The sequence below is a fragment of the Bacillus sp. 05T22 genome (assembly GCF_056396765.1).
Map to the genome: position 1 here is coordinate 1 of NZ_JBFTMC010000050.1, position 22,660 is coordinate 22,660.

Consider the following 22,660-nt stretch of genomic DNA (forward strand, 5'->3'; position numbering starts at 1 on the left):
ATTATGAGCATTCACTAAATAGGTTCCAGATACATAGTTCGGTGTTGCAGCAGCAAATGTAACTTGGTATGCATTGCTGGCTTGTCCATTATTTTCATCAACAAAAATAACTTCCTTTACTTCTGGCTCAGAAATAAACCTGATATCATTGCCGTACTTCGTATAAATATATTGTTTCGCTTCTTCTTGTGATAGATTAATAGACTTCTTTAAATCTTCTTGTTTTAAATTTTGCGCGCTATCTCCTGAAACACTTTTAATAACACCCTTTTTATCTACGTGTGCAGTCAATTGATGCCCATATACTTCTTTTCCTTCATATGTTTGTTGCATACGCACAAGTGTAGTTCCATCATAAGAACCACGCTTTTGAAGAACCTTATAATCTACTCCCGTTTCTCCATTAACTTGTTTTGGAGACAAAGCTTGCTCTGTCTTCTCCTTAAGAGCATCTTTTACTACATTTTCTGGTGCCTTTTGTGATGGTCGTGTAAGTTCACCTGTACGAAACGAATCCTCTTGCATTTGAACTTGTAGTTGATCTGTTTCCTCTGCATGACCTAGTCCATATGGTGTTACAGTTGTTAAAGCTATTCCTGTTGTTAATGCAACTGTAGCTAATGTTTTTTTATTTTTCATGTTTTTCACCTCGTATAATTTTCTGAAATATTAAACTTGTAAAAAGTATACTGTCTATTCTTGTCAAAAAAAAGAGAAAATGCCGAATTTATGTAACATTATGCAAAATTACATAATTTAATGTCGATAATCCGTTATTTAAATTCCATTATTCTAGAAAAAATTAATGTTTATAATGAATGAGATATTCTAAAGGAAAACGGTTGAAGAAGGTAATTCTTTTAGTAGCCGGTTACGTGGGCTAAGAATATATATTCGAGAAGAGAGATTATACTTCATACAGTGTTCTTATCTCTTTTTTACTTTATATGATGGCAGAATGGATTGTGGAGGAAACAAATCAGGAATCGTATTTCAACAGAGTTTATACATGAAGAGATCAAAGTTTTTACTCAAGACATACTAAAAACTGCTCCTATTAATAAACATAGGCTGTGGAGAAAGTCTTCTCCACAGCCTATGTTTATTCCTGAACCGCTTAAAAAAATATTCACTATAGGAGATAGCACTCATAGCCGTTAGGTTAAGAAATTCATTATTCTCTAAAACTAAAAAAATACGCTGAATTCTCAAAAGAACTAACTGTAGAGAAAGAAAATTTTCGTTTTTAGGGTATTTAATTTCGTTAGGTTGATGACGATGGGGTGCTACCTCATTACTTGAAAATCCTCTTGAAACATCTATTATTTACTTTCATAAAACTCTTCTTGTATTCCTTGAATTAAAGGTGATGCTTCCCCAGAATAGAAAATTCGCAAATCATGGAGAGATCTTGTACATCCAACATATAATAATTTTGCATCATGCTTTGTACCTTTATAATGTACTTCATCAACATCGACAAGAAGTACCGCATCAAATTCTAATCCTTTTGCTAAATACACAGGTACAACTGAAATACCACCCTCATATTTACTTTGGTTTGCTTCGATGACGTTAGCAGTGATTCCTGTAGCTGTTAACTTTTCATATATATCACGACATTCATCATCTGTTCTTCCTATAACAGCAATCGTCTTCACATTTTCATTCTGCATATGTTGTAGAGTCTTTACAATTGCAGCAAATTGATTGTCCGTAGAAATAACCTTTACTTTCTCACCACTACGGAAAACAGGGGTTGCGAGTCCTACTGGAATTTCAGCATTTTTAATGACTTCATTTGCAAATTCAATAATTTCTTTTGTAGAACGATAACTCCTCGTCAGTTCATAATAACCGGTTTCTTGAAATACTTCTTTAAAGTCATTCCAGTCTTCAATCCCTTGATAATCATATATTGCTTGCGATAAATCACCTAAAATCGTAAACGAGTTACCCATTGTAATTTCTTTTAGTATATAAATTTGGAATGGTGAAAAATCTTGCGCTTCATCTATAACAACATGGTGGAATTTTTGCCCGATTTCGATACCTGCTAATCGATGGTGAATATGAATAAGAGGTGCTAAATCTTCTACATACACTTCTTTTTTACGACAATTTTTTTCTGTTTCCTGAACAAGTTCTTCAGGCAAAACTTCCAATACTTCTTTTTGCTTCATCATCGAACTATAAAATGATAACGGGCTCATTTTAGGCCAAAATTTCATATAGGCATTTAATCTCTTTGTAGCTTCTTTTTTTAATGCTTTTTTCTCATTTGTTCCTTCAAACTTTTTAAGTTCAATCTCAATCCAGCGCTTTATTCGGCCGACTAATCTTTCTCTACGCTTCTTTAATGGATAGTGCTTATATTCCACTTGCATCCATTTTCTAATTTCTTCTACTGTAATAGATGCTTTATCCCATGCCTCAAAATCTTTTGTTGGCAATAAATTCTTTTCAAATTGAACAATATTTTCTTCAATAAATGACTTRAATTYCAKCGTKCCTTTTAATTTACCKAGCATAACCTTTTTWTCATCGCGATTTATCGAAAAAGCTTCTTTCAACTTTTCGTCAGTATCTTTCAATTTCACCGCATCATCTAATGTATTTAGCGCCCAATCTTGAAATGTTGTTTGCCTAATATTTCCTACACCAAGTTCAGGAAGTACACTAGAAATATAATCTAAAAACAAACTGTTTGGAGCGAATACAATCATTCTCTCTGCCTCTAGCTGCTCGCGATATTCATAAATTAAAAAAGCAAGGCGATGTAAAGCGATTGTTGTTTTTCCGCTTCCTGCAACCCCTTGAATTAATAATGGCATATTTTTCTCTGCACGAATAATATCATTTTGTTCAGATTGTATCGTCGAAACGATATCTTTTAATTTATTATCCTTATTTTCACCTAATCGATATAGAAGAAAATCATCTGCAAGAGATACATCTTCACTTCCTTTTACATATGTATCAACAACACGTTCCAGTTCTCTTTTGCGAATAGCAATGTTCCTTTTTAAATACACATCGCCCTCTACTAAGCCATCTGGTGAATGATAAAAAGCCGGTTCTTCACCACCAGTAAATGAATAAAACATACTAGCAACGGGTGCGCGCCAGTCAATAACAATTGGTTTCATCGTTTCTTCATCAGACACACCTACTTTACCAATATAAATCGGGTTTGGTTCTGGCTGTCCATCCTCCTGAAAATCCAATCGCCCAAAGTATGGTTCTTGCACACCAATACGTAGGTTTTGCCGATTTGACTCCCTCATACTTTCAAGAATTTGCTCTTTAAAATCCTCTCCATAATAAACTGGAATTTTTTCCAGTTTATCTAGTTGTTCATCCATTGTAGATAAAGTTTTTTTCATCCGCTGGAATTCTTCTTCAAATATAGTACTCATAATGCTGATTCCCTCCTGTCCGTTCGAATTTTTCAGTCGAGATACAATTGTATAAAAAATACATTTATAAAGTCAATAGTTCGAGCGGGAATTTTCTAAAATATAAGAATACAAGAAGTAATCCCGCCTTTTTTCACTATTCATTATTTAATTTTTTTCTCTTATACGATAAACATTCGTACAAAAATGTTCATTGATAAAATAGATAAAGGCATAAATAAAACCCCTCTAATTTTCCGAATCATTCCACCTACGGCTGATTTCTAAACCATAATCCATATCATAAACTTCTTTTATAGCTTTAACCTTTTCAAGACTCTCTTGGCTAAATACAGGTTTGTTTTCAAAAGCGTGAAGAACTATTCTTTCAAGAAAAACGCCTAGTGAAATATCATGATACTCTGCCATCGCTTTCAAAACTTTTACTATACACGTATATATCAGAAGAATAAAGAGCCTGAATACTTTCAAAATGGAACCATACTTCCCTTATCGATTCAATTTCGATAACTCGCCCAATCACCAGTAATTATTAGTCTCTGTAACATCCCGTCATTTTGTGCAATATAGACATATGCCCCTATACTTCTATCCCCAAAATAGATGGTCTGTGTAATCCGATCATATAAATCTTTTTCTGGATTACCTGTATATTCTTCAAGTTCATCTAACTTTTTTAAAATCTCATCATCTACTTCATACACTTCTCCATGTACTTTATCCTCTTTTGTACAAATCATTGCAGGATAACCTTCATTTGTATCAAATAGTTTCCCATGAGTCCATGCTTCTTCAGCTATACATGTTGCCCCATGTAAATAATGGGCATTTGCTTGTTGTTTTCTTAAAGTGCCATAAACAAAAACATAGTGCATTTCCCTGTCCCCTTAATACTTCTCTATTTTCTTATTTGTAAATAAGCACGAATCATAAAGTAACTCACTTCATCTGGAAGTTGTTCTTTAATAGATTTTAATCCGCCTTCTGCATGTTGTACTGCTGATTCAATAAGAGATTCGTATTCTGGTGGAACGAAACTTGGCCAATCTACTTCCATTCCTTCTTCATAACAACGAATTAAATGATTTTCAACCGTTTGACGTGATAAGCCTCGTTCTTTGGCAATTGTACTTAACTCAGTTCCCTGTTTATACATTTCATACGTTTCTAAGTGAGAATTTGCTGATGCTTTTCCAGATTTCTTACGTTCCGTAACAACTTCTGTTTTCATCGTTTCAGCGTAATCTGGGTTTTGCTCCATAAAATGAATAACTGCTTGTAAGAAGTGAGAACCATACTTCGCAAGTTTATGCTCCCCAATCCCTTTTACTTGTAGTAACTCATTTTCACTTTGTGGCATTTTCGCACACATATCTTTTAACGTTTGATCAGAGAAAATAACAAACGGTGGTACGCCTTCTCCTTGTGCAATTTCTTTCCGCACTTCACGTAATATCTCAAACAGTGGATGGTCCCCTACAATCTGTCTTGTTTCTACTCTTTCTTTCCGTAACACATTTTCATTTCCGAGTAATACTTCTTTCCCTTTGGCTGTCACTTTTAAGGTTGGATACGTCCCGTGTTCCACCGCAATTAATTCTTCTGAAATTAAAAACTCAATAAACTCACTTACTTCTTTTACGCTACGATTCGATAAAAGACCGTAAGTTGGTAATGTATGAAAATTAAATTCAATTACTTTTTTATTTTTTGATCCCGTTAATACTTGTGCAATCATTTGCTTTCCAAATCGCTGGTTTGTTCGAATCATACACGATAAGACCATTTGCGATTCTCTCGTAACGTCGACGCTCTCACGTTCATCCGTACAATTCCCGCAGCGTCCACAATCTTCTTTCGGCTCTTCTCCAAAGTACTCTAGAATAAATGATTGTAAACATTGTTCTGTATGGCAGTAATCGGTCATATGTTGCAGTTTTTCAAGTTCATTTGAGAAACGTGATTCCCCAGTAGATTGATCAATTAAAAAACGCTGCACTTGTACATCCTGAGAAGAATATAACAAAATACATTCACTATCTAATCCATCACGACCAGCACGTCCTGCTTCTTGATAATAACTTTCCATATTTTTCGGGAGTTGATAATGAATCACATAACGAATATTTGATTTATCTATCCCCATACCAAATGCAGATGTCGCTACCATAACACTCACTTCATCACGTAAAAATCGCTCTTGCTGTTCATTTCGATCATGATCATTCATTCCAGCATGATAACGTGCAACTGAAACGCCTGCTTTATATAAATCTTCATACAACTGATCAACAACTTTTCTTGTCGCTGCATAAATAATTCCAGATTCCTTTTTATTTTGACGAATATAATCCGCTAAATATGCATTTCGGTCCTGTCCTTTGATTACCGAGAACGATAAATTTTCCCGTTCAAACGTTGTCATAATTGTATTCTTTTGATCAATTTCTAGCACACGACAAATATCTTCACGCACTTGCGGTGTTGCAGTCGCAGTTAACGCAAGTACAAGTGGTTTTTCTGGAAGATAGTCCAATATACGATGTATATGTAAATAACTTGGACGGAAATCATGTCCCCACTGCGAAATACAGTGAGCTTCGTCAATTGCGATCATCGGTATCTTCATATCAATTAATTGATCTACAAATTCCATTGAATCAAGACGCTCCGGCGCCACATATAACAACTTATAATGACCTTGTTTCGCTAATTGGATTCGTTGATTTGCTTCTGTAATTGAAATAGAACTATTAATATATGTAGCTGAAATCCCGTTTTGTACTAATGTATCTACTTGATCTTTCATAAGTGAGATCAAAGGTGAGATAACTAATGTCGTCCCCTCAAATACTAGTGCTGGAATTTGATAACAAATTGATTTGCCACCGCCTGTTGGCATAATACAAACTGTATCTTTTCCAGCCAATACATTTTTAATTGTTTCATCCTGCCCTCTACGGAATGACGAGTAGCCAAAATAGGAAGCTAAAAGTTCTTGTGCTTTTGTAAACAAAAAAGATTCACCTGCTTTTCTTAGTCTTTCATCTATTAATATTATATCATTAGTTAAAAGTCACTGTACTCTCTACTTCTTTCCATCCCCTCGCATGCTTACGAATAATTATTAAAAACTCATGTAAAGCTGGAGAAAACCATTTATTTTTATGATATACAAGTTGTGTTGCAAACTTTGCTTCATTTAAAATAACAGCTTGTAGTTTCTTGTCTTTCTGCTCTTGCTGGGCCGTAATAATTGGTAGTAAAGAAATCCCTAATCCACACATGACACATTGTTTTATCGCCTCAATACTCCAAAATTCAAATGTACTTTCATGTTGAATGCCTTGCCTTTGTAAATAATGTTCAAAAAATGCTCGGTAACTGCAACCACGTTCCGTATACAAAAACGTTTCCTCTTGAGAAAATTGGACATCTTGCGAATCTGTTTGTGTCACAGTGTAATCTTTTGGAAAAACAAACGCCATTTGCTCCATGACAAGTTGCTCAATATGTAAATCCTCTTCATGACGCTCAGTGTCTAAGAGGAAAGCAATATCTATATTTCCACTCTTTAAATCATTTCTCAATTCCCGACACGTTGAAGCTTTTAATGTAATTTTTACTTTTGGATACTTCTTTTTATATTCATGAAGAATAGATGGCAAGCGGTAAATTGTTAATGATTCTGGGGCACCAATTACAATTTTTCCAGTAATCTCATTATCCACGCTTGGGATTTGTTTTACTTTCTCAGACAAAGCAATCATTTCATTTGCATAAGGAAGTAAATGCTTTCCTACATCTGTTAACACCATTTTTTTCCCTAATCGATTGAATAAAGGCTGTCCCATTTCTTGTTCAATTGCTTGAATATGCCCTGTTACAGTAGATTGTGCATATCCTAAATAGTCGGCTGCCCGTGTATATCCTCCTAACTCAACAATTGTTTTAAATGTTTTTAAATGCCGAATCTCCATCTCAATCTCTCCATTCTAACATCGCAATTTCCGATTAATAACTTCATATATATCTATTTTACTGATAGATAAACTCGAATTACAATAGAAGAAACACAATTTTTCAAAAGGAGATGTATACATATATGAGAAAGAAAAAATTAGGACCAGTACTGCTCAGCGGTTTAATTATTGGTCCAATTTTAGGGTCTGGGATTATTTTACTTCCTCCACTTATCTACAAAACAACTGGAGATTATGCCATTATCGCTTGGCTACTTATTATGGGGATTGGTTTTCTATTTGCTTCCTTATTTGGTAAGTTAAGCATTCTCTTCCCTAATGAATCTGGGGTTGCACATGCGGTAGATCAAGCTTTTGGACCTTCTATGAAGCAATTAACTTCTATTTTCTTTATCATAGCAGGTTGTCTAGGACCTACAGCTGTTCTTATGACAGCCAGTCAATATATAGCGGCTTTATTTTCAAACTTTAAAGTTCCATTAGAGGGAATTGGTTTTCTTTTAATGAGCCTTTGTGTATTGATTTTATTATTAGATATATCATCTATTGGAAAAATATCATTTGTATTTTCAACAGCTGCAACCGTTCTTTTACTGAGCGGTGGAATTCGTTCTATCCCTCATTTTCGATCGGAACAGCTAGTTCAAACATCTTTTTCTTTTGGAGATTTTGGATATAGTATTTTATTGCTCTTTTGGGCTTTAGTAGGTTGGGAGATTATTGGGAATTACAGTATGGATGTCAAAAATCGAAAAAAAACCATCCCACAAGCAATTACGATAAGCACACTTACTGTAACGGTTGTTTGTCTTGTCGTGGCAGGCGCCACACAATGGATTGTAATTCCTAGTTCACATCAAGAAGACTTACGAATAACAGCCATATTAGCTACTTTATTTGGAGAGTTTGCTGTTCCTCTTATCGCCTTTATTACTACTGTTCTTTGCATGAGTACATATTTATTAGTTGTTGGCGGGGTCTCGCGTCTTATCGCTTCTGAAGCAAAATATATAAAGAAATTATATAAACTTTCCTATCGTACGAAATCGAATGTATCAATCTATTCTTTACTTTTATTAATCGGCATACATACCATTGTATTTATCTGTCTTTATAACGATTGCATTACAGTAGAACAAATCGTAGCCATTGCAAATGCTTTCTTTATCTGTAATGCCATTTGTGGAATCTTTGCAGCATATAAATTATTACCAGGTATCTTTAACAAAATTCTTTCTTTAAGTTTGATTGTCTGTTTTCTTATCATTCTCTCTTTCTCTTCCATCTGGATTTTAATAAGTATTGGAATACTAGTTGGTTTCTATGGGTTACAGTACTTCAAAAACAGACCAAATACTTATGAAAAGGAAATTTCAATACGATAATGAAAAGAAAAGATTCTCATTTAAACTATTTCTCACACAAATTACAGATTCATTCCCATAATATACCTGCATCAAATTAAGGGAGGTTTATTTATGAAACGCAACAATAATCTAATTGTTTTTCGCTCTTCAAATAAACAACTCAAGGTTTCTAATCGTGATGCTTGGAAATATGAATCTCTTTATAAATATCGACCTTTATTCTCGCATAGGAAGATTTTAACATCTCTTTTCAATCTCTTTTTCAAGAATACAAAACATTAATATCTTTCATACAAAGTTTCTCAACACATAACCTATGGACTTCATTCATTACAATTGATAACGTTTAATTAATCTGTTGGATTAAAGCCCCTTCTTACGACCTGCTTCTTACTTGCAGGTCTTTTTTATTCCTTCATTACTCTATGAATTGAACACAAGCATAAAAATTCGACATGTATATGGCTACCGTAAATGTCTGCTTGAAATTTTTTCTCAATACACAAAACCCTTTCCATTTGTTACGATAAAAGTACTCCAGATGGGTTATTGCTCATCAACATTATCTAGTTAAAGGGACCTGCTGCGGGAAGTAGGTCTCTTTGACTTTGTCTGAAAGGTTTCTTATAGCCCCCATACTAGACATTCATTTGGACACATTTACCAGGTTTCTTTCCAAGAAATTCATGTTAAGATTACTTTGTCGAGTTCGACATTCTCGACAATACCCTTATGAATCCCTGCAACTTCCCTTGCAGGGATTCATTTCTTTTATATTCACTTTTATTAACATCTACTTCAACTAAATTCCCTATAATTGACTCAAGAATATTTTTTATCTTCTAGAAATCCCTTAATAATATTTACAGTAATCTTTTACCATTTGCCTTACCACTTTACATTTAACATATATCGATATATTTTATTAATATCTTTTTTATTTGTAGGAGGAAACGTATTGATTAATGCACTAGGTCTCGCTTTTATTCTTTCTAATAAACCTGAAAAGAAGAAAAAAGTTTATCTTAATGATAGATTTGCACTAATAGACATTATTGAATCTAAAGATGTATATGATTCTGAAGGTAACCCACTAGTAGAGCTAACATGTAAATATAGTATTTATTTGGATGAAAAATACTATTGTAAATCTCTCGAAGACTACACTGGACAAGTATTTCCTTTCCTAAGTGCAAAAATTGGAAAAGGTCTTGTCAGAAATTTAAATTATTATTTTTCATATGTTGATGTATACGATAAAAAACCACCAGTTAAAGAGATAAGAAACCTTATGAAGCAAGTAATAAACTATAACGTTTAGTATGTTCTAAATGGAAATTCTCTTAAAAATAGAAGCACCCAATTTGGGTGCTTTCCACTTATATTCTTTTGTTTTGGTTGTTGTACTAAAGACTGACAATATCTACATAACATAATTACCTCTCCTACTAACCCATTCCATGTTCAGCTGTATGCACTCGAAAATTAACATCTTTTACAACAACAAAAAATAGATCGCCCATTAACTCCTCATCTAGCTTTTTTCCTTATAGGTCTATATTTCTAACGATACATAACACCCTTATGTACAATATAAAGTGAAACTTTAATCAGTGAGAGCTTACTACCCGTTAATGCGGGATAAATCGAGTTCTTTTAACTTTTACTGAATCTCGTTATGATTTTCAACCGCCCACTTCAACCTCTGCAGCATATATCCAATCCCTTTACAGCCTTCTAACGGATAGGAAATCATTTCTTCCGGATATAACTTTGTCACTACTTTTTTATGCTTCTTGCCTGCAAGCAGGACAATTTCATCAAAGTCTAGCAAGTCTTTATCAATCATCTGTCTTTTTAATTGTTCTATACTAATAATCTCATTACTTTTCGAATTAAAAGCGAGATCATAGTTTTTTTCTACTATATCAGTTGGCAGTAAAAATCCATGTTTAGCTGATAAAATAACCCAGTGTGAAAAAAATTGCGAAGCATATGCTTGGCATGCTTTTCCGAATGGACTAATGTATACATCCTTTGCTTCTGCTGGTCCCTTATCAGGATACTGATCCCAGATTTTCTTTTTTCCACATGGAATGATGCATAGCCTTTTCATTATTACCTTTTTCCCTCTTTTCTCTTTCGATCCTATATATAATTTGTTTTATTTTTTCATTATTACTTTTAAGACATAGTAATTACTAATGAAATCATAGCATTTTTAATTCACAGATAAAAATACCAGGTTTTTCTTTTCTTCCTACCCAAGTTCCATTTTTCCTAAATGAAACATTAAAATAACAGACCTTAATATCCGAAATTTTATGCTCCTAAAAACAAAAAAAGGACAAGCAGACTATATATCTGTTTGTCCTTTCCCTTTCATCCAAAATTTCTCTTATAGAGTTTGGAACGTTTCTGTTAATACAGGAACGATTTGTTTTTTACGAGATACAACACCTTTTAAAGTTGCTGTATTGTTTTCTAATGTTACGTTGTATGCTTTTTCAACAACTTGTGTCGCTTTACCGATAGCAAGACCAACCGAATCGTTAGTTAAGATATCAGTTACAACGAATAAGAATAGGTCTAAACCTTTTTCTTCTACTACTGCAGAGATTACTTTTTCTAATTCCACTTGGTGTACAAGAACGTCGTTTGTATCAACAGCGTTTACTTGTGCGATTTCAACTTTCGCATCGCCCATTTGGAATTCTTTTGCGTCAAGAGAGATTAATTGCTCCATTGTTTTACCGCTTAAATCCGCACCAGCTTTTAACATTTCTAAGCCGTAGCTTTCCGCGTCAACACCAGCGATTTCCGCTAATTCACGTGCTGCAGCTACGTCTTGTTCTGTGCAAGTTGGAGATTTAAATAGTAAAGAATCTGAGATAATTGCAGATAACATTAAACCTGCAACTTCTTTACGAATTGCAACGCCGTTTTCTTTGTACATTTTGTTTAAGATTGTAGCTGTACAACCAACTGGCTCGCAACGGTAGTATAAAGGATCGCTTGTCTCAAAGTTAGCAATACGGTGATGATCGATAACTTCTAACACACGAACAGATTCGATATCGTTAGCACTTTGTTGACGTTCGTTATGGTCAACTAAAATCACGTTGTCCACTTCGTTTGCTACTGTTTCAACAAAACGCGGTCCTTCTACTTTAAAATGATCTAACGCAAATTGAGTTTCACCGCTGATTTCACCTAAACGTACAGGCTCAGCATTCATTCCTAATTCTTTTTTCAGCTCTGCATAAGCAATTGCAGAACAAATTGCATCTGTGTCTGGGTTTTTATGCCCGAAAACTAGTACTTTTTCCATGATTTCCACCTCTTCATGAAAAGGATATCTTAAAGAAGCAAATATGACAATATTTTAAACACATTTTTTATAAATAAAATAAAGGTTCTGCCCTATTTTACACAAAAAAACATCTTACTTCTCCTATATAAGAGGAAAAAAGTTTGAAATGTGGAATAAAATTATTAAAAGGAGGTTTTCCATTATGCCTATTATAAAACTTGAGAATGGTGTAGATTTATACTACGAAGACCAAGGAAAAGGTACTCCTATTCTTTTTATTCACGGTGTCTGGATGAGCAGCCGTTTTTTTCATAAACAAATCCCTTATTTCAGTGAAAAATATCGCGCGATTTCAATTGACTTACGAAGTCACGGGCGCTCTCCCCATATTGAAACTGGACATACAATTACAAACTATGCCCATGATGTGCATGCTTTTATAGAAAGTTTATCTTTAAAAGATGTTATCTTAGTCGGTTGGTCAATGGGAGCATTTGTTGTATGGGAATATATAAAGCAATTTGGAGAACAAAATATTAAAGGTTCTGTTATTGTTGATGAATTAGCATCAGATTTTAAATGGCCCGATTTCCCTATTGGTGCCTTTGATTTCCCAACACTTATTCATTTCATGAAAGAAATTCAAACAAATCAAGCCCAGTTTCTAAAGGGTTTTATCCCTCTCATGTTTAAAAACCCCCTTTCTGCAGAAGATTCAACTTGGATGCTTGAGGAGGTAACAAAGGTTCCAGCATCTATTGCGAGCGCGATTTTATTCGATCAATCTGTTGTTGATTATCGGAAAGAGTTAAATGCAATTACAAAACCAACTTTACTTTGTTTCGGTAGAGAAGAAAAATTAATTCCAGTTGCTGCGGGCGAACATTTACACGCACATATTAATAACTCTCAACTCGTTATTTTCGAAAACAGCTGTCATTGTCCATTTCTAGAAGAAGCTGACCATTTTAACAATGTGCTACATTCTTTTATTCAATCACTGTCGTAACGTATTTTTCAAAGGACCTAGTTTGTCGAAACTTTAAAACTCATTTTTCAATCAAAACAAAAAGGCCATTTAAAACAATGAATGGCCTTTAAAAATCGAATAACTCCTCTATTACTTACATCATGCAACGCCTGATGTAAGTAATACAGTTCTTTCCCTAAAGGAGTTGTTTTAAATAAGATTTCCTTTTTATTATTTGGAATCGTTTCTGTCGTGATTAATTTTTTAGTAACTACTCCCTAACGCAATGAGCTGTTTTTCGCGTTTTGTTAATACACCTTCCTGGAAACAAGCTTGTGTAAATGCATGATATGTTTCTGCGATTTCTGGAATTTGTTTTGAAAAATTTCCAATGCCTTCTTTGTAATGAAGTAATACATCATTTATAAAACCATGTTGTTGATATTCCGTCATGAAAAGATAGAATTTTCAGTTTTCAAATCTTAAAAATATATAAAGCTAAAATTTCACACTATCATCTACTGGTACTTTTCTTCTAGAAATTTCATTTTTACCTTCTTTACACTTTTCTTCCCAAAATACAACACCTTCAATCCCTACTTTTTTAGGGTCAAATATTGGATCTTTCCCTTCTTTTTTCTGCGTTTCATAATCTTTTAATACTTTTAATGCCGTCTTACTTAACAATACAATCGCTACAAGATTCAGCCATGCCATACTACCTATCCCTAAATCTCCAAGATTCCATAAAAGTGAAGCTGATTCCACACTACCGACGTAAACCATAATTAAAAATCCGAATTTCAAAATCGTTTTTAACCATTTAAATTTCAATTTATGATCCAAGTAAGTAAGTGTAGTTTCGGCAATATAGTAATATGCTAGTAGAGTTGTGAATGCAAAGAAAAAGATTGCGATTGAAATAAATAATGGACCAGAACCTGTCATAACAGTTTCAACTGCTTGTTGTGTGTAAATTGGCCCTGCTTCAACATTCCCCATATTTTTCACAATGGCGCTCTTTCCTTCAGGTATGACATTATACATCCCTGTTATTAAAATCATGAGAGCTGTTGCTGTACATATAACAATTGTATCGATGTAAACCGAAAATGCTTGTACTAATCCTTGTTTAGCAGGATGTGATACTTCAGCAGCTGCAGAGCTATACGTTGCTTCTCCAACACCAGCAACATTTGAAAATACAGCTCGTTTCACTCCCCATGCAATGGCTGCCCCAACAATTCCGCCAAACATTTCATCGATTCCAAATGCACTTGAGAAAATAAGTGCGAACATATTAGGGATTTCCGTTATATTAGCAATTAAAACGATACATGTAACAATTACATAACCAATTGCCATAAACGGCACTAGAGTTTGAGAAACAGCAGCAATTCTCTTTACTCCTCCAAAAATAATCGCTGCCAGCAACACAACTAAAAATACACCAGTCATATATTTACTAATACCAGAAGAATTTTCAAATCCAACCGCAATACTACTTGATTGAATCCCTGGCAATAAAACACCGTATGAAATCGTCACRACAACCGCTACAATGACGGCAAACCATTTTATTTTTAAGCCTTTTTCAATAAAATATGGTGTACCACCTCTATATTCATTGCCTACCTTACTTTTATATACTTGAGCAAGCGTTGACTCAACGAATGCACTAGCTGCCCCTAATAGAGCCATCACCCACATCCAAAACACAGCTCCTGGACCACCAAAAGCAATAGCTGTCGCTACACCAGCAATATTTCCAATTCCGACCCGGCCCGATAACGCTAAACAAAATGCTTGAAATGAAGATATCCCGGTCTCTGAGCTCTTTCCTTCAAATAATAGTTTGATCATCTCTTTAAAATACCGAATTTGTAAAAAACGAGTAGCAATTGTGAAATACACGCCTGCTCCTAACGCAAAAATAACTAATCCTATACTCCATACTTGTCCTACTAACCACTCTACTAACTTTTCCATCCCAATCCCCCTCATAATTGTGTGAAAAAGAGTTATTTATTGCGTGCTTAAAAAATAAAACGGACAACCTCACCGTTCATTCAAGTTGTCCGTTCACTCTTCCTATTTGATCATTATTTTATATTAACCCAAACACTCTTTACTTCCGTGTAGTTATCAAGTGCATACGACCCTAATTCGCGCCCAATTCCGGATTGTTTATATCCGCCAAATGGTGCCGCTGCATTTTCTAAATTATAGTCATTAATCCAAACGGTTCCTGCCTTTAATTTATTTGCGACTTGATGTCCAGTTTTAATATTTTGTGTCCATACACCTGCTGCTAATCCGTAAGAAGAGCTATTTGCTCTTTCAATTACTTCCTCAGTCGAATCAAATGGCATAACTACAACGACTGGTCCAAATATTTCTTCCTTTGCGATTGTCATATCATCTGTAACATTTGTAAAAACTGTGGGCTGCACAAAATAACCTTTTTCAAATGCCCGTTCTCCCCCAGCTACAACTGTTGCTCCTTCAGCCATTCCTTGTTCAATATACTTTAGCACACGCTCTTGTTGTTTTTTAGATACGAGCGGGCCCATTTCTGTATCCTTTTCCATACCGGTACCGAGCTTAACTTTATTCGCCATTTCTACAAGTTCATCTACTACTCTTTCATAATGTTTCCGATGAACGAACACACGAGATCCTGCGCTACAGTTTTGACCATGATTATACATAATGCCTTGGAAGGCACCATTAATAGCTTCAGATAAATCGGCATCTTCTAAAATAATATTTGGTGACTTACCTCCAAGTTCTAGCGTTACATGTTTAATTGTTTCAGCAGATTGACGCATAATATATTTCCCTGTAACTGTCGAACCTGTGAAAGCTACTTTATTAATATCATGATGGTTTACGATTGCTGCTCCTGCTTCTTGTCCGAAACCTGGAACAAAGTTTACAACACCGTTTGGAAACCCCACCTCTTTAAAAAGCTTTGCAGCATATAGTAAAGATAACGGTGTTTGCTCTGCTGGTTTTAATACGATGGTACATCCTGTCGCAAGAGCTGCCCCCATTTTCCAAGCAGCCATAACTAACGGATAATTCCACGGAATAATTTGACCAACAACTCCAATCGGCTCATGGCGTGTATAATTTAAATAATCTTTCGAAATAGGAATTGTTTGCCCTACAATTTTTGTAGCCCAACCAGCATAATACCGGTAATTTTCTACTGTCGCTGGAATATCATCTTCAAGTGCAATGTGATATGGCTTCCCATTATCTAAAGCTTCTAGCTGCGCTAATTCTTCTTTATGTTCTTCAATTAAATCAGCTAATTTATATATAAGGTGTGCCCTTTCAGCGGTAGTCATTTCAGACCAAGGTCCCGTTTCAAAAGCTTCTCTTGCAGCTTTCACTGCTACATCAATATCTTCCTCTTGCGCTTCACTCACAACTGCAAGAACATCCTCTGTAGCTGGATTGTACGTTTCAAACGTTTTCCCGCTAATAGAAGGAACAAACTCACCATTAATAAACAATTTAATTTCTTCATTTAAAAACGCTTTCACTTTTGGTTTTAGCTCAATATTTGTCGTTAACATATATTTCTCTCCTCCTTAGTTACAATTTAAATCTAGTTTAAACAGCTGAATTAGCCGTAATTTGTGATAAAATCTGTTGAAGTTTTTGATCTTCTTCCTGTGTCAATCCTAATCTTGGATAACGAGATGGCCCTCCAGTTTGTCCATGTAACTCCATTGCACGTTTAACAATTTGTACGTATTTCCCTGACCCTTCTAGGAATTCACAAAGAGGCAAAATTGTATCATTAATCTTCCATGCATTTTCGAACTCTCCATTTTGAAAATGCTCATACATTTTTGTAACAAGTCCCGGAACGATATTACCCGCCACAGAGACCCATCCAGTTGCACCAACTAAATAWGATTCCATAACTAAATCTTCRGATCCACARAAGACTTGRAAAGCMCYYTCKCCTTGTCTTACTAAATCTCTCGCTTTWCGAATATCTCCGCTAGATTCTTTAATATGTGTAACATTTTCACATTCTTTTCCTATTCGAAGCATAAGCTCTATACTCATATCAACACCAGAGGTAAACGGGTTATTGTATAACATAATTGGTATATTTACAGCATTTGAGATTTCTTTAAAATGAAAGTAGATTTCTTCTTCTTTCGGTTTACAATAATAAGAGTTAATAATTAATGCACAATCTGCGCCATGAGCTTCTGCATGCTTCGTATATTCAATCGTTTCTTTCGTCGTCTCTGCAGCAGTTCCAACAATTACAGGAATGCGTCCATCAACTTCTTTTAATACCGTTTCCACCATCTTAAATCGTTCTTTTTTTGATAAACTAACAAATTCTCCCGTACTTCCATTAATGATGATGCCGGCAACCTTCTGCTCAATAAAATAGTTTACGTTCTGTTTCACTCCGTTCCAATCAATCTCTTGAAATTCATCCATCGGAGTAATTAATACTGGAAATGCTCCTTTTATACTTCTCATCATATTCTCTCCCTTACATTTCATTTATTTTTTTCACATACTGTATATAACCGTTATTTTAATAAAAAGCCTACTGGAAATGGATCAGTAGGGTCTAATACAAATGTTTGCATACCTGTAATAAACCCTCTGCTTGTGAAAGTAAATGTATATCCGTTCTCTTCCTTATTCACTTTTTGCACCTTCACAAAACTATTAAAAATACTCTCATTCATAAAAGGTTCTTCCGTACGTATATCACCTATAGAAAGGCTACTCATATACGAAACACTTGTTGATGCGAATCCAGGCGAACGCACAATATAATCGTCATCCTGAAATGTAATTGTTTTTATACGATTCTCTTTTATGTGGGAAGAATCTACTAAAACGACTCTTTTTATAAGTGGCTGCTTTGGCATGGACTCAAGTATAGCTTTCCCCCAGTTCTTTAATTCAAAAATGTTTTCAATACAAATTTCCGGAGAACATTCCTCTTTCTGAAACACTGCATATACTTGATCAGCTTGTATGAGAGAGTAGTGTATATTTCCAATAGGACTATGTAGTGGTAGATTCTCTTCGATTGAGTAACACACTTTACTTTCTAGCGATACAGAAACGACTTCATCCTTTTCTACATGTGCACGGACTAAAAACACACCGCATAGCGTTTCAATTTTGTATTGATTTGAATCGTTTTGTTTTAAGTGTCCACTTTCGAGTAACATAGTTACTACCGCGACAATTCCGCCGTAATGAAGAGGAATTGCTCCTTTATGATTAAAAAATAATACGGCTGCATCAACTTCACTATGAATAGAAGGAACGACAACACATCCATTTAAACCTATGAACCCACGTGGTTCATTTAATAAAAGCTGCATTTCCTCTGCTAATTCACCAGAAATTTGTTCATTTAGTTGTTCCAAACTATGATAGTATTTACACGGTACGTCTTTAATTACACGAAACGCTTCACCAGCTACGTGTACATCTACTGTCATATACATTTTTCGAATCTTCATTTCACTTCCTCCGTTTCATGTTCCATCGGCGGAATTAGCAAAAATCCTTCTTTCAGTGGATCCTCTTCATTGTAAAAAAATCTATGCATTCCCATTAGCCAAGCTGAACCAGTGATCTTTGTTACTACAGCTTCAATGTTCTCCACATATGTTGTATCTATTACACTTCCTTTAAATAACGAGCCAACAATACTTTCATGCACAAATTCTTCTTGCATTGCAATTTTTTTATTAGCGTATAATACGGCTAGCTTCGCAGATGTTCCCGTACCACACGGAGAACGATCAATTCCTCCCGGCGGAACAACAACGGTATTTTTCACATGTGCCGTTTCATGGGTAGGATCTGTGTAAAATTCAATATGTGTTACCCCTTTTATAAATGAATATTGCGGATGAATAACTTCAAATTTTTCATTAATCGTATTTCTTATTTGGATCGCTTTATCAATTATTGTAGAAGCATTTTCTGGCACTAACTCTAGACCAAGCGCTTCCCCATCGATAATGGCATAAAAGTTTCCGCCATATGCGATATCAACATCTACATTTCCAATCCCTTCAACATGGACAGAAATACTCTTTAGTAAAAAAGCTGGTATATTACAAAAAGATACTTCTTTTGCTTTACCGTCTTGAACAGAAATATCCACTTCAACAAGACCAGCTGGTGTATCCAATTTCAAAGAAGTTATCGGCTCATATACAGGTATTAAACCTGATTCAATTAAAGCCGTACATACACCGATCGTATCGTGACCACACATCGGTAAATATCCACCTGTCTCTATGTAGATGACACCTATATCCGCTTCTGGATGACACGGATCTGTTAATAACGCCCCAGACATCACATCATGACCGCGCGGTTCATTCATTAACAATTTACGGATCCAGTCATACTCTTTCTTCATATGAAGCATTTTTTCTGCCATTTTCTCTCCTACTAACTTTGGAAGTCCGCTAATTAACGTCCTCGTAGGATTTCCACCTGTATGCGTATCAATGGTCGTAAAGACTCTTTGTGACCTCATCCGTTTAACACCCTTTCTGTAAAACGATTCAAACGAAGCGGTTCAATCGGAATTGATGTTTCTCTTTCGTTTAAGAGCTCTTCAATAACTTTCCCTGTAACTGCTGCGAGACTAATTCCATCCCCTTCATGTCCTGCAGCGATATAATAGTTTGGAATATGTTCTACTCGTGAAATGATCGGCAAATGATCTTCTGTCCATGGACGCAGGCCAGCGTAAGAACGAATAACCATCATATCTGCCATTTTGGGATAAAAACGAATCGCTCGATTCGCAATACATTTAATTACTTCGTTGTTTATCCTCGTATGAAATCCTACAAATTCTCTACTACTACCAATTAAAAAATTTTGACTTTCTGTTGGTTCAAACACGAGAGCTACACCATATTTTTCAGTCAAAGCATCGACTTTCCGTTTCCCACCAAACTTAGAAATTAAATAACCAAATTCCATTACTTTGCGAGAGCCTACATGTTGTTGCCTTGAAGCTACGATAATATGCCCTTTTCTTGGCTCAATCGGTATAGATAGGTCCAACATTTCTCCAATTTTAGGGGCCCATACTCCCGCTGCGTTCACAATTTGCTTTGCAGTAAACGTTCCATTTGTCGTTTCTACAATAAAGGAACCATCTATGGCTTTCCTCATTTCTTTTACTTCTGTATGCTTAAAAGATTTCGCCCCAAATTTTTCCGCTTCTGCAAGAAGTGAAAAAGCAAGGAGATACGGATTTACAGTCGAATCTGTTGCACATTCTAAACCACCTAATAAATCATCAGCGAAAAACGGTGATTCTTCTCTTATGTCTTGTCTATCAAGCATCCGAAACGGTAAGCCAGCTTCTTTTTGACGATTCACCCATTTTTGAGCTGCCTCCATTTCCTCCTCTGACTCACAGACAAGAATACTTCCTGGCGCTCGGTATTCAAACGAATGTTCCAATTCTTCACTTAATTCCGTTACTAATTTTTGACTTACTAGCGACATCTGACTATCAAATCCTGGGTCTTTATCAATGGCTAAAATGTTGCCGTCACACCGTGAAGACGTGCCACTGACAAATTCCCCCTTGTCAATGATTGTTACGTCTCTTCCATATTTTGAAGTGTAATAAGCAATAGAACAGCCAATAATTCCACCGCCTAGTATTAAAACGTCACAGTGTCTCATGCAGCCCCTCCTTTCTTTCAAATCTCTCATCCTCTATTTATGCAATTGGTATGCCAACTCAAAATATATTTATTTTCATATGTAAGAAAAATAGATGTAAAAATATTTTGAATTTAACAGAAATAAGTGTATTATTTTTTTATCAGTGTCTAAAATTTTTCACACTACAGGAGGATAATATGGCATTTTCATTCCCATCAATAAAAGAACTTATAAAATATTTTTCAACAAATCATACATTCGACATAAGTCACATCAAACAAAAAAATGGCGAATTTTATTACCTTACTGCACATACGAAAGAATTACTTTGTGCAACTTTATATGAAGAAGACTCCTTTTCTAATTTAATCAAAGCATTTTCTAATCATTTTGCAGTCGTTATTCTCAATAAAACACAAGATCCAACACACTGTATAACTGTTACCCAAATGGTCCCTTTTCTCTATAATTCTTACAATCAATTACAGGCATTTTACAATACCGTTCTTCAAACGACAGATTCTTCAGTTACTGTTATCGACGATAATGAACGTGTTCGTACATGGACAGATGGAGCCGAAAAAATATTTTCAGTAAAACATGGAGACATTATCGGACAATCTATTACTCATTTTTTTGATTATAAAGATCTAGAAATTTTACAATCATTACATAAAGGAAAACGTATAGTAGCTCAGTATCATCAACCTCGCTCCGATCTATTTGTATTAATTAATTCAAATCCTGTTTATTGCGACAACAAAATTATCGGTGCAGTCGTTTCTGAAACGGATGTTACAAATCAGGTTGTACTAAATGAAAAGTTATTTAATATGTCACATGAAGTGCACCGCTTAGAACAAGAAGTAGCAAAATATAAAGACACATCCGATCCCTTTCATTCCATGAAAGGAAAGAGTGCTGTCATACAGAGAACGATCCAATTGGCTAGGAAAGTTTGCTCTGTTAAATCGACCGTTTTAATACTAGGAGAAAGCGGTGTCGGAAAAGAAGTATTTGCGAAAGCGATTCATGAAGCAAGTGAGAAAGAAAATGCCCCTTTCATTTCGATTAACTGTGGTGCAATTCCAGAAGCATTATTTGAAAGTGAATTATTCGGCTATGAGCGCGGAGCTTTTTCTGGAGCGAATAGTAAAGGAAAGAAAGGCAAAATAGAACTTGCACAAGGTGGCACTTTATTTCTCGATGAAATAGGCGAAATGCCACTCGATATGCAAGTTAAGCTTTTGCGTGTACTGCAGGAACGAAAATATTATCGTGTCGGTGGAGAAAAAGAAATTAATATTGATTTTCGTGTTATTGCAGCTACAAATCGCGATTTACAAGAAGAGATGGAAAAAGGAACATTTCGTGAAGATTTATATTATCGCTTAAATGTAGTTAGCTTACACATTCCACCATTACGTGAAAGACGAGAAGACATTATAGAATTAACCTATTCTTTTTTAAACGACTTTTCAATAAATTACAAAAGGCCAATTCATGATTTCCCCCCAGAAATTATGCACGAACTCCTTCATTACGATTGGCCGGGGAATATTCGCGAGCTGCGCAACGTTATAGAAAGACTCGTCGTATTTGCAACGGACGGCATTATAAAGCAAGAATATTTACCCTTTCATACAAACAATACTCCAGAGGAAATAGTATCTCATTATCCATTAGTCAGTAACAACAACACGATTTTTTCCTTACAAGAAGAGATGGATCAACACGAGAAAAAAGTGATCGAAAGAGCTTTACGAATTTTAAATGGTAATAAATTAGAATGTGCGAAACAACTTGGTGTAACAAGAGCTACTTTATACAACCGCTTAAAAAGACTCGGGTTACAATAAAACCTCCCCTCCTCTATATTGGCATACCTTTTG

General features: G+C 35.1%; 16 protein-coding genes and 3 pseudogenes. 4 read left to right on the plus strand and 15 right to left on the minus strand.

Features of this window, described 5'->3' with window-relative positions:
• The 6 genes and pseudogenes from AC1DIT_RS15770 to AC1DIT_RS15795 form a co-directional block, all read right to left on the minus strand.
• Positions 1–639 (minus strand): annotated as a pseudogene (locus tag AC1DIT_RS15770) (M4 family metallopeptidase); the annotation flags it as partial.
• Between the two features lie 683 nt (positions 640–1,322).
• Positions 1,323–3,419, minus strand: coding sequence for a HelD family protein (locus AC1DIT_RS15775; protein WP_476998278.1), 2,097 nt, complete (start codon positions 3,417–3,419; stop codon positions 1,323–1,325).
• A 228-nt stretch (positions 3,420–3,647) separates the two neighbouring features.
• Positions 3,648–3,848, minus strand: a pseudogene (locus AC1DIT_RS15780) (hypothetical protein); the annotation flags it as partial.
• 68 nt (positions 3,849–3,916) lie between these two features.
• A complete protein-coding gene (locus AC1DIT_RS15785; RefSeq protein WP_016115107.1) occupies positions 3,917–4,294 on the minus strand; it encodes a gamma-glutamylcyclotransferase family protein in 378 nt (125 codons plus the stop codon).
• 23 nt (positions 4,295–4,317) lie between these two features.
• Positions 4,318–6,435: a DNA helicase RecQ gene (gene recQ / locus AC1DIT_RS15790; protein ID WP_016132915.1), complete on the minus strand. Its 2,118-nt coding sequence runs from the start codon at positions 6,433–6,435 to the stop codon at positions 4,318–4,320.
• Positions 6,436–6,484: 49 nt separating this feature from the next.
• Entirely contained in the window at positions 6,485–7,399 is a 915-nt protein-coding gene (locus AC1DIT_RS15795) for a LysR family transcriptional regulator (protein ID WP_016115109.1), read from the minus strand.
• A 125-nt stretch (positions 7,400–7,524) separates the two neighbouring features.
• On the opposite strand from AC1DIT_RS15795, the gene AC1DIT_RS15800 reads away from it, so the two are divergent.
• Together AC1DIT_RS15800 and AC1DIT_RS15805 are read left to right on the plus strand one after the other, a co-directional pair.
• Complete coding sequence (locus AC1DIT_RS15800; protein ID WP_016132916.1) at positions 7,525–8,787, plus strand: APC family permease; 1,263 nt, start codon at positions 7,525–7,527, stop codon at positions 8,785–8,787.
• A gap of 940 nt (positions 8,788–9,727) precedes the next feature.
• Positions 9,728–10,090: a hypothetical protein gene (locus tag AC1DIT_RS15805; RefSeq protein WP_016115111.1), complete on the plus strand. Its 363-nt coding sequence runs from the start codon at positions 9,728–9,730 to the stop codon at positions 10,088–10,090.
• Between the two features lie 342 nt (positions 10,091–10,432).
• Here AC1DIT_RS15805 and AC1DIT_RS15810 read toward each other — a convergent pair whose 3' ends face one another.
• Together AC1DIT_RS15810 and ppaC are read right to left on the minus strand one after the other, a co-directional pair.
• The gene (locus tag AC1DIT_RS15810; RefSeq protein WP_016115112.1) at positions 10,433–10,885 is read right to left on the minus strand and encodes a DUF6884 domain-containing protein; all 453 of its coding nucleotides are present in this window, start codon (positions 10,883–10,885) and stop codon (positions 10,433–10,435) included.
• Positions 10,886–11,167: 282 nt separating this feature from the next.
• On the minus strand, positions 11,168–12,100 hold the full coding sequence (ppaC, locus tag AC1DIT_RS15815) for a manganese-dependent inorganic pyrophosphatase (protein ID WP_016132917.1): 933 nt from the start codon (positions 12,098–12,100) through the stop codon (positions 11,168–11,170).
• Positions 12,101–12,284: 184 nt separating this feature from the next.
• On the opposite strand from ppaC, the gene AC1DIT_RS15820 reads away from it, so the two are divergent.
• Entirely contained in the window at positions 12,285–13,091 is an 807-nt protein-coding gene (locus tag AC1DIT_RS15820; protein ID WP_016132918.1) for an alpha/beta fold hydrolase, read from the plus strand.
• Positions 13,092–13,322: 231 nt separating this feature from the next.
• Here the strand turns inward: AC1DIT_RS15820 and AC1DIT_RS15825 are convergent.
• From AC1DIT_RS15825 to AC1DIT_RS15855, 7 genes and pseudogenes are all read right to left on the minus strand, one after another.
• A pseudogene (locus tag AC1DIT_RS15825) lies at positions 13,323–13,505 on the minus strand (carboxymuconolactone decarboxylase family protein); the annotation flags it as partial.
• Between the two features lie 45 nt (positions 13,506–13,550).
• A complete protein-coding gene (locus AC1DIT_RS15830; RefSeq protein ID WP_016132920.1) occupies positions 13,551–15,041 on the minus strand; it encodes an alanine/glycine:cation symporter family protein in 1,491 nt (496 codons plus the stop codon).
• A gap of 113 nt (positions 15,042–15,154) precedes the next feature.
• On the minus strand, positions 15,155–16,639 hold the full coding sequence (locus AC1DIT_RS15835) for an aldehyde dehydrogenase family protein (protein WP_016132921.1): 1,485 nt from the start codon (positions 16,637–16,639) through the stop codon (positions 15,155–15,157).
• A gap of 37 nt (positions 16,640–16,676) precedes the next feature.
• Entirely contained in the window at positions 16,677–17,573 is an 897-nt protein-coding gene (gene dapA, locus AC1DIT_RS15840; protein WP_476998279.1) for a 4-hydroxy-tetrahydrodipicolinate synthase, read from the minus strand.
• 53 nt (positions 17,574–17,626) lie between these two features.
• Positions 17,627–18,580 carry a proline racemase family protein gene (locus AC1DIT_RS15845; RefSeq protein ID WP_016132923.1) on the minus strand — a complete coding sequence of 318 codons (954 nt, stop codon included), beginning with the start codon at positions 18,578–18,580 and terminating at the stop codon, positions 17,627–17,629.
• Positions 18,577–19,614 (minus strand): proline racemase family protein, encoded by a 1,038-nt coding sequence (locus AC1DIT_RS15850; protein ID WP_016132924.1) that lies wholly within the window; start codon positions 19,612–19,614, stop codon positions 18,577–18,579. The genes AC1DIT_RS15845 and AC1DIT_RS15850 overlap by 4 nt, the downstream gene beginning before the upstream one ends.
• Positions 19,611–20,786 carry an NAD(P)/FAD-dependent oxidoreductase gene (locus AC1DIT_RS15855; RefSeq protein WP_016115120.1) on the minus strand — a complete coding sequence of 392 codons (1,176 nt, stop codon included), beginning with the start codon at positions 20,784–20,786 and terminating at the stop codon, positions 19,611–19,613. Before AC1DIT_RS15855 ends, AC1DIT_RS15850 begins: the two co-directional genes overlap by 4 nt.
• Positions 20,787–20,965: 179 nt before the next feature.
• Here AC1DIT_RS15855 and AC1DIT_RS15860 point away from each other — a divergent pair, with 179 nt between their 5' ends.
• Positions 20,966–22,627: a sigma-54 interaction domain-containing protein gene (locus AC1DIT_RS15860; RefSeq protein ID WP_016115121.1), complete on the plus strand. Its 1,662-nt coding sequence runs from the start codon at positions 20,966–20,968 to the stop codon at positions 22,625–22,627.
• Positions 22,628–22,660 lie beyond the last annotated feature (33 nt).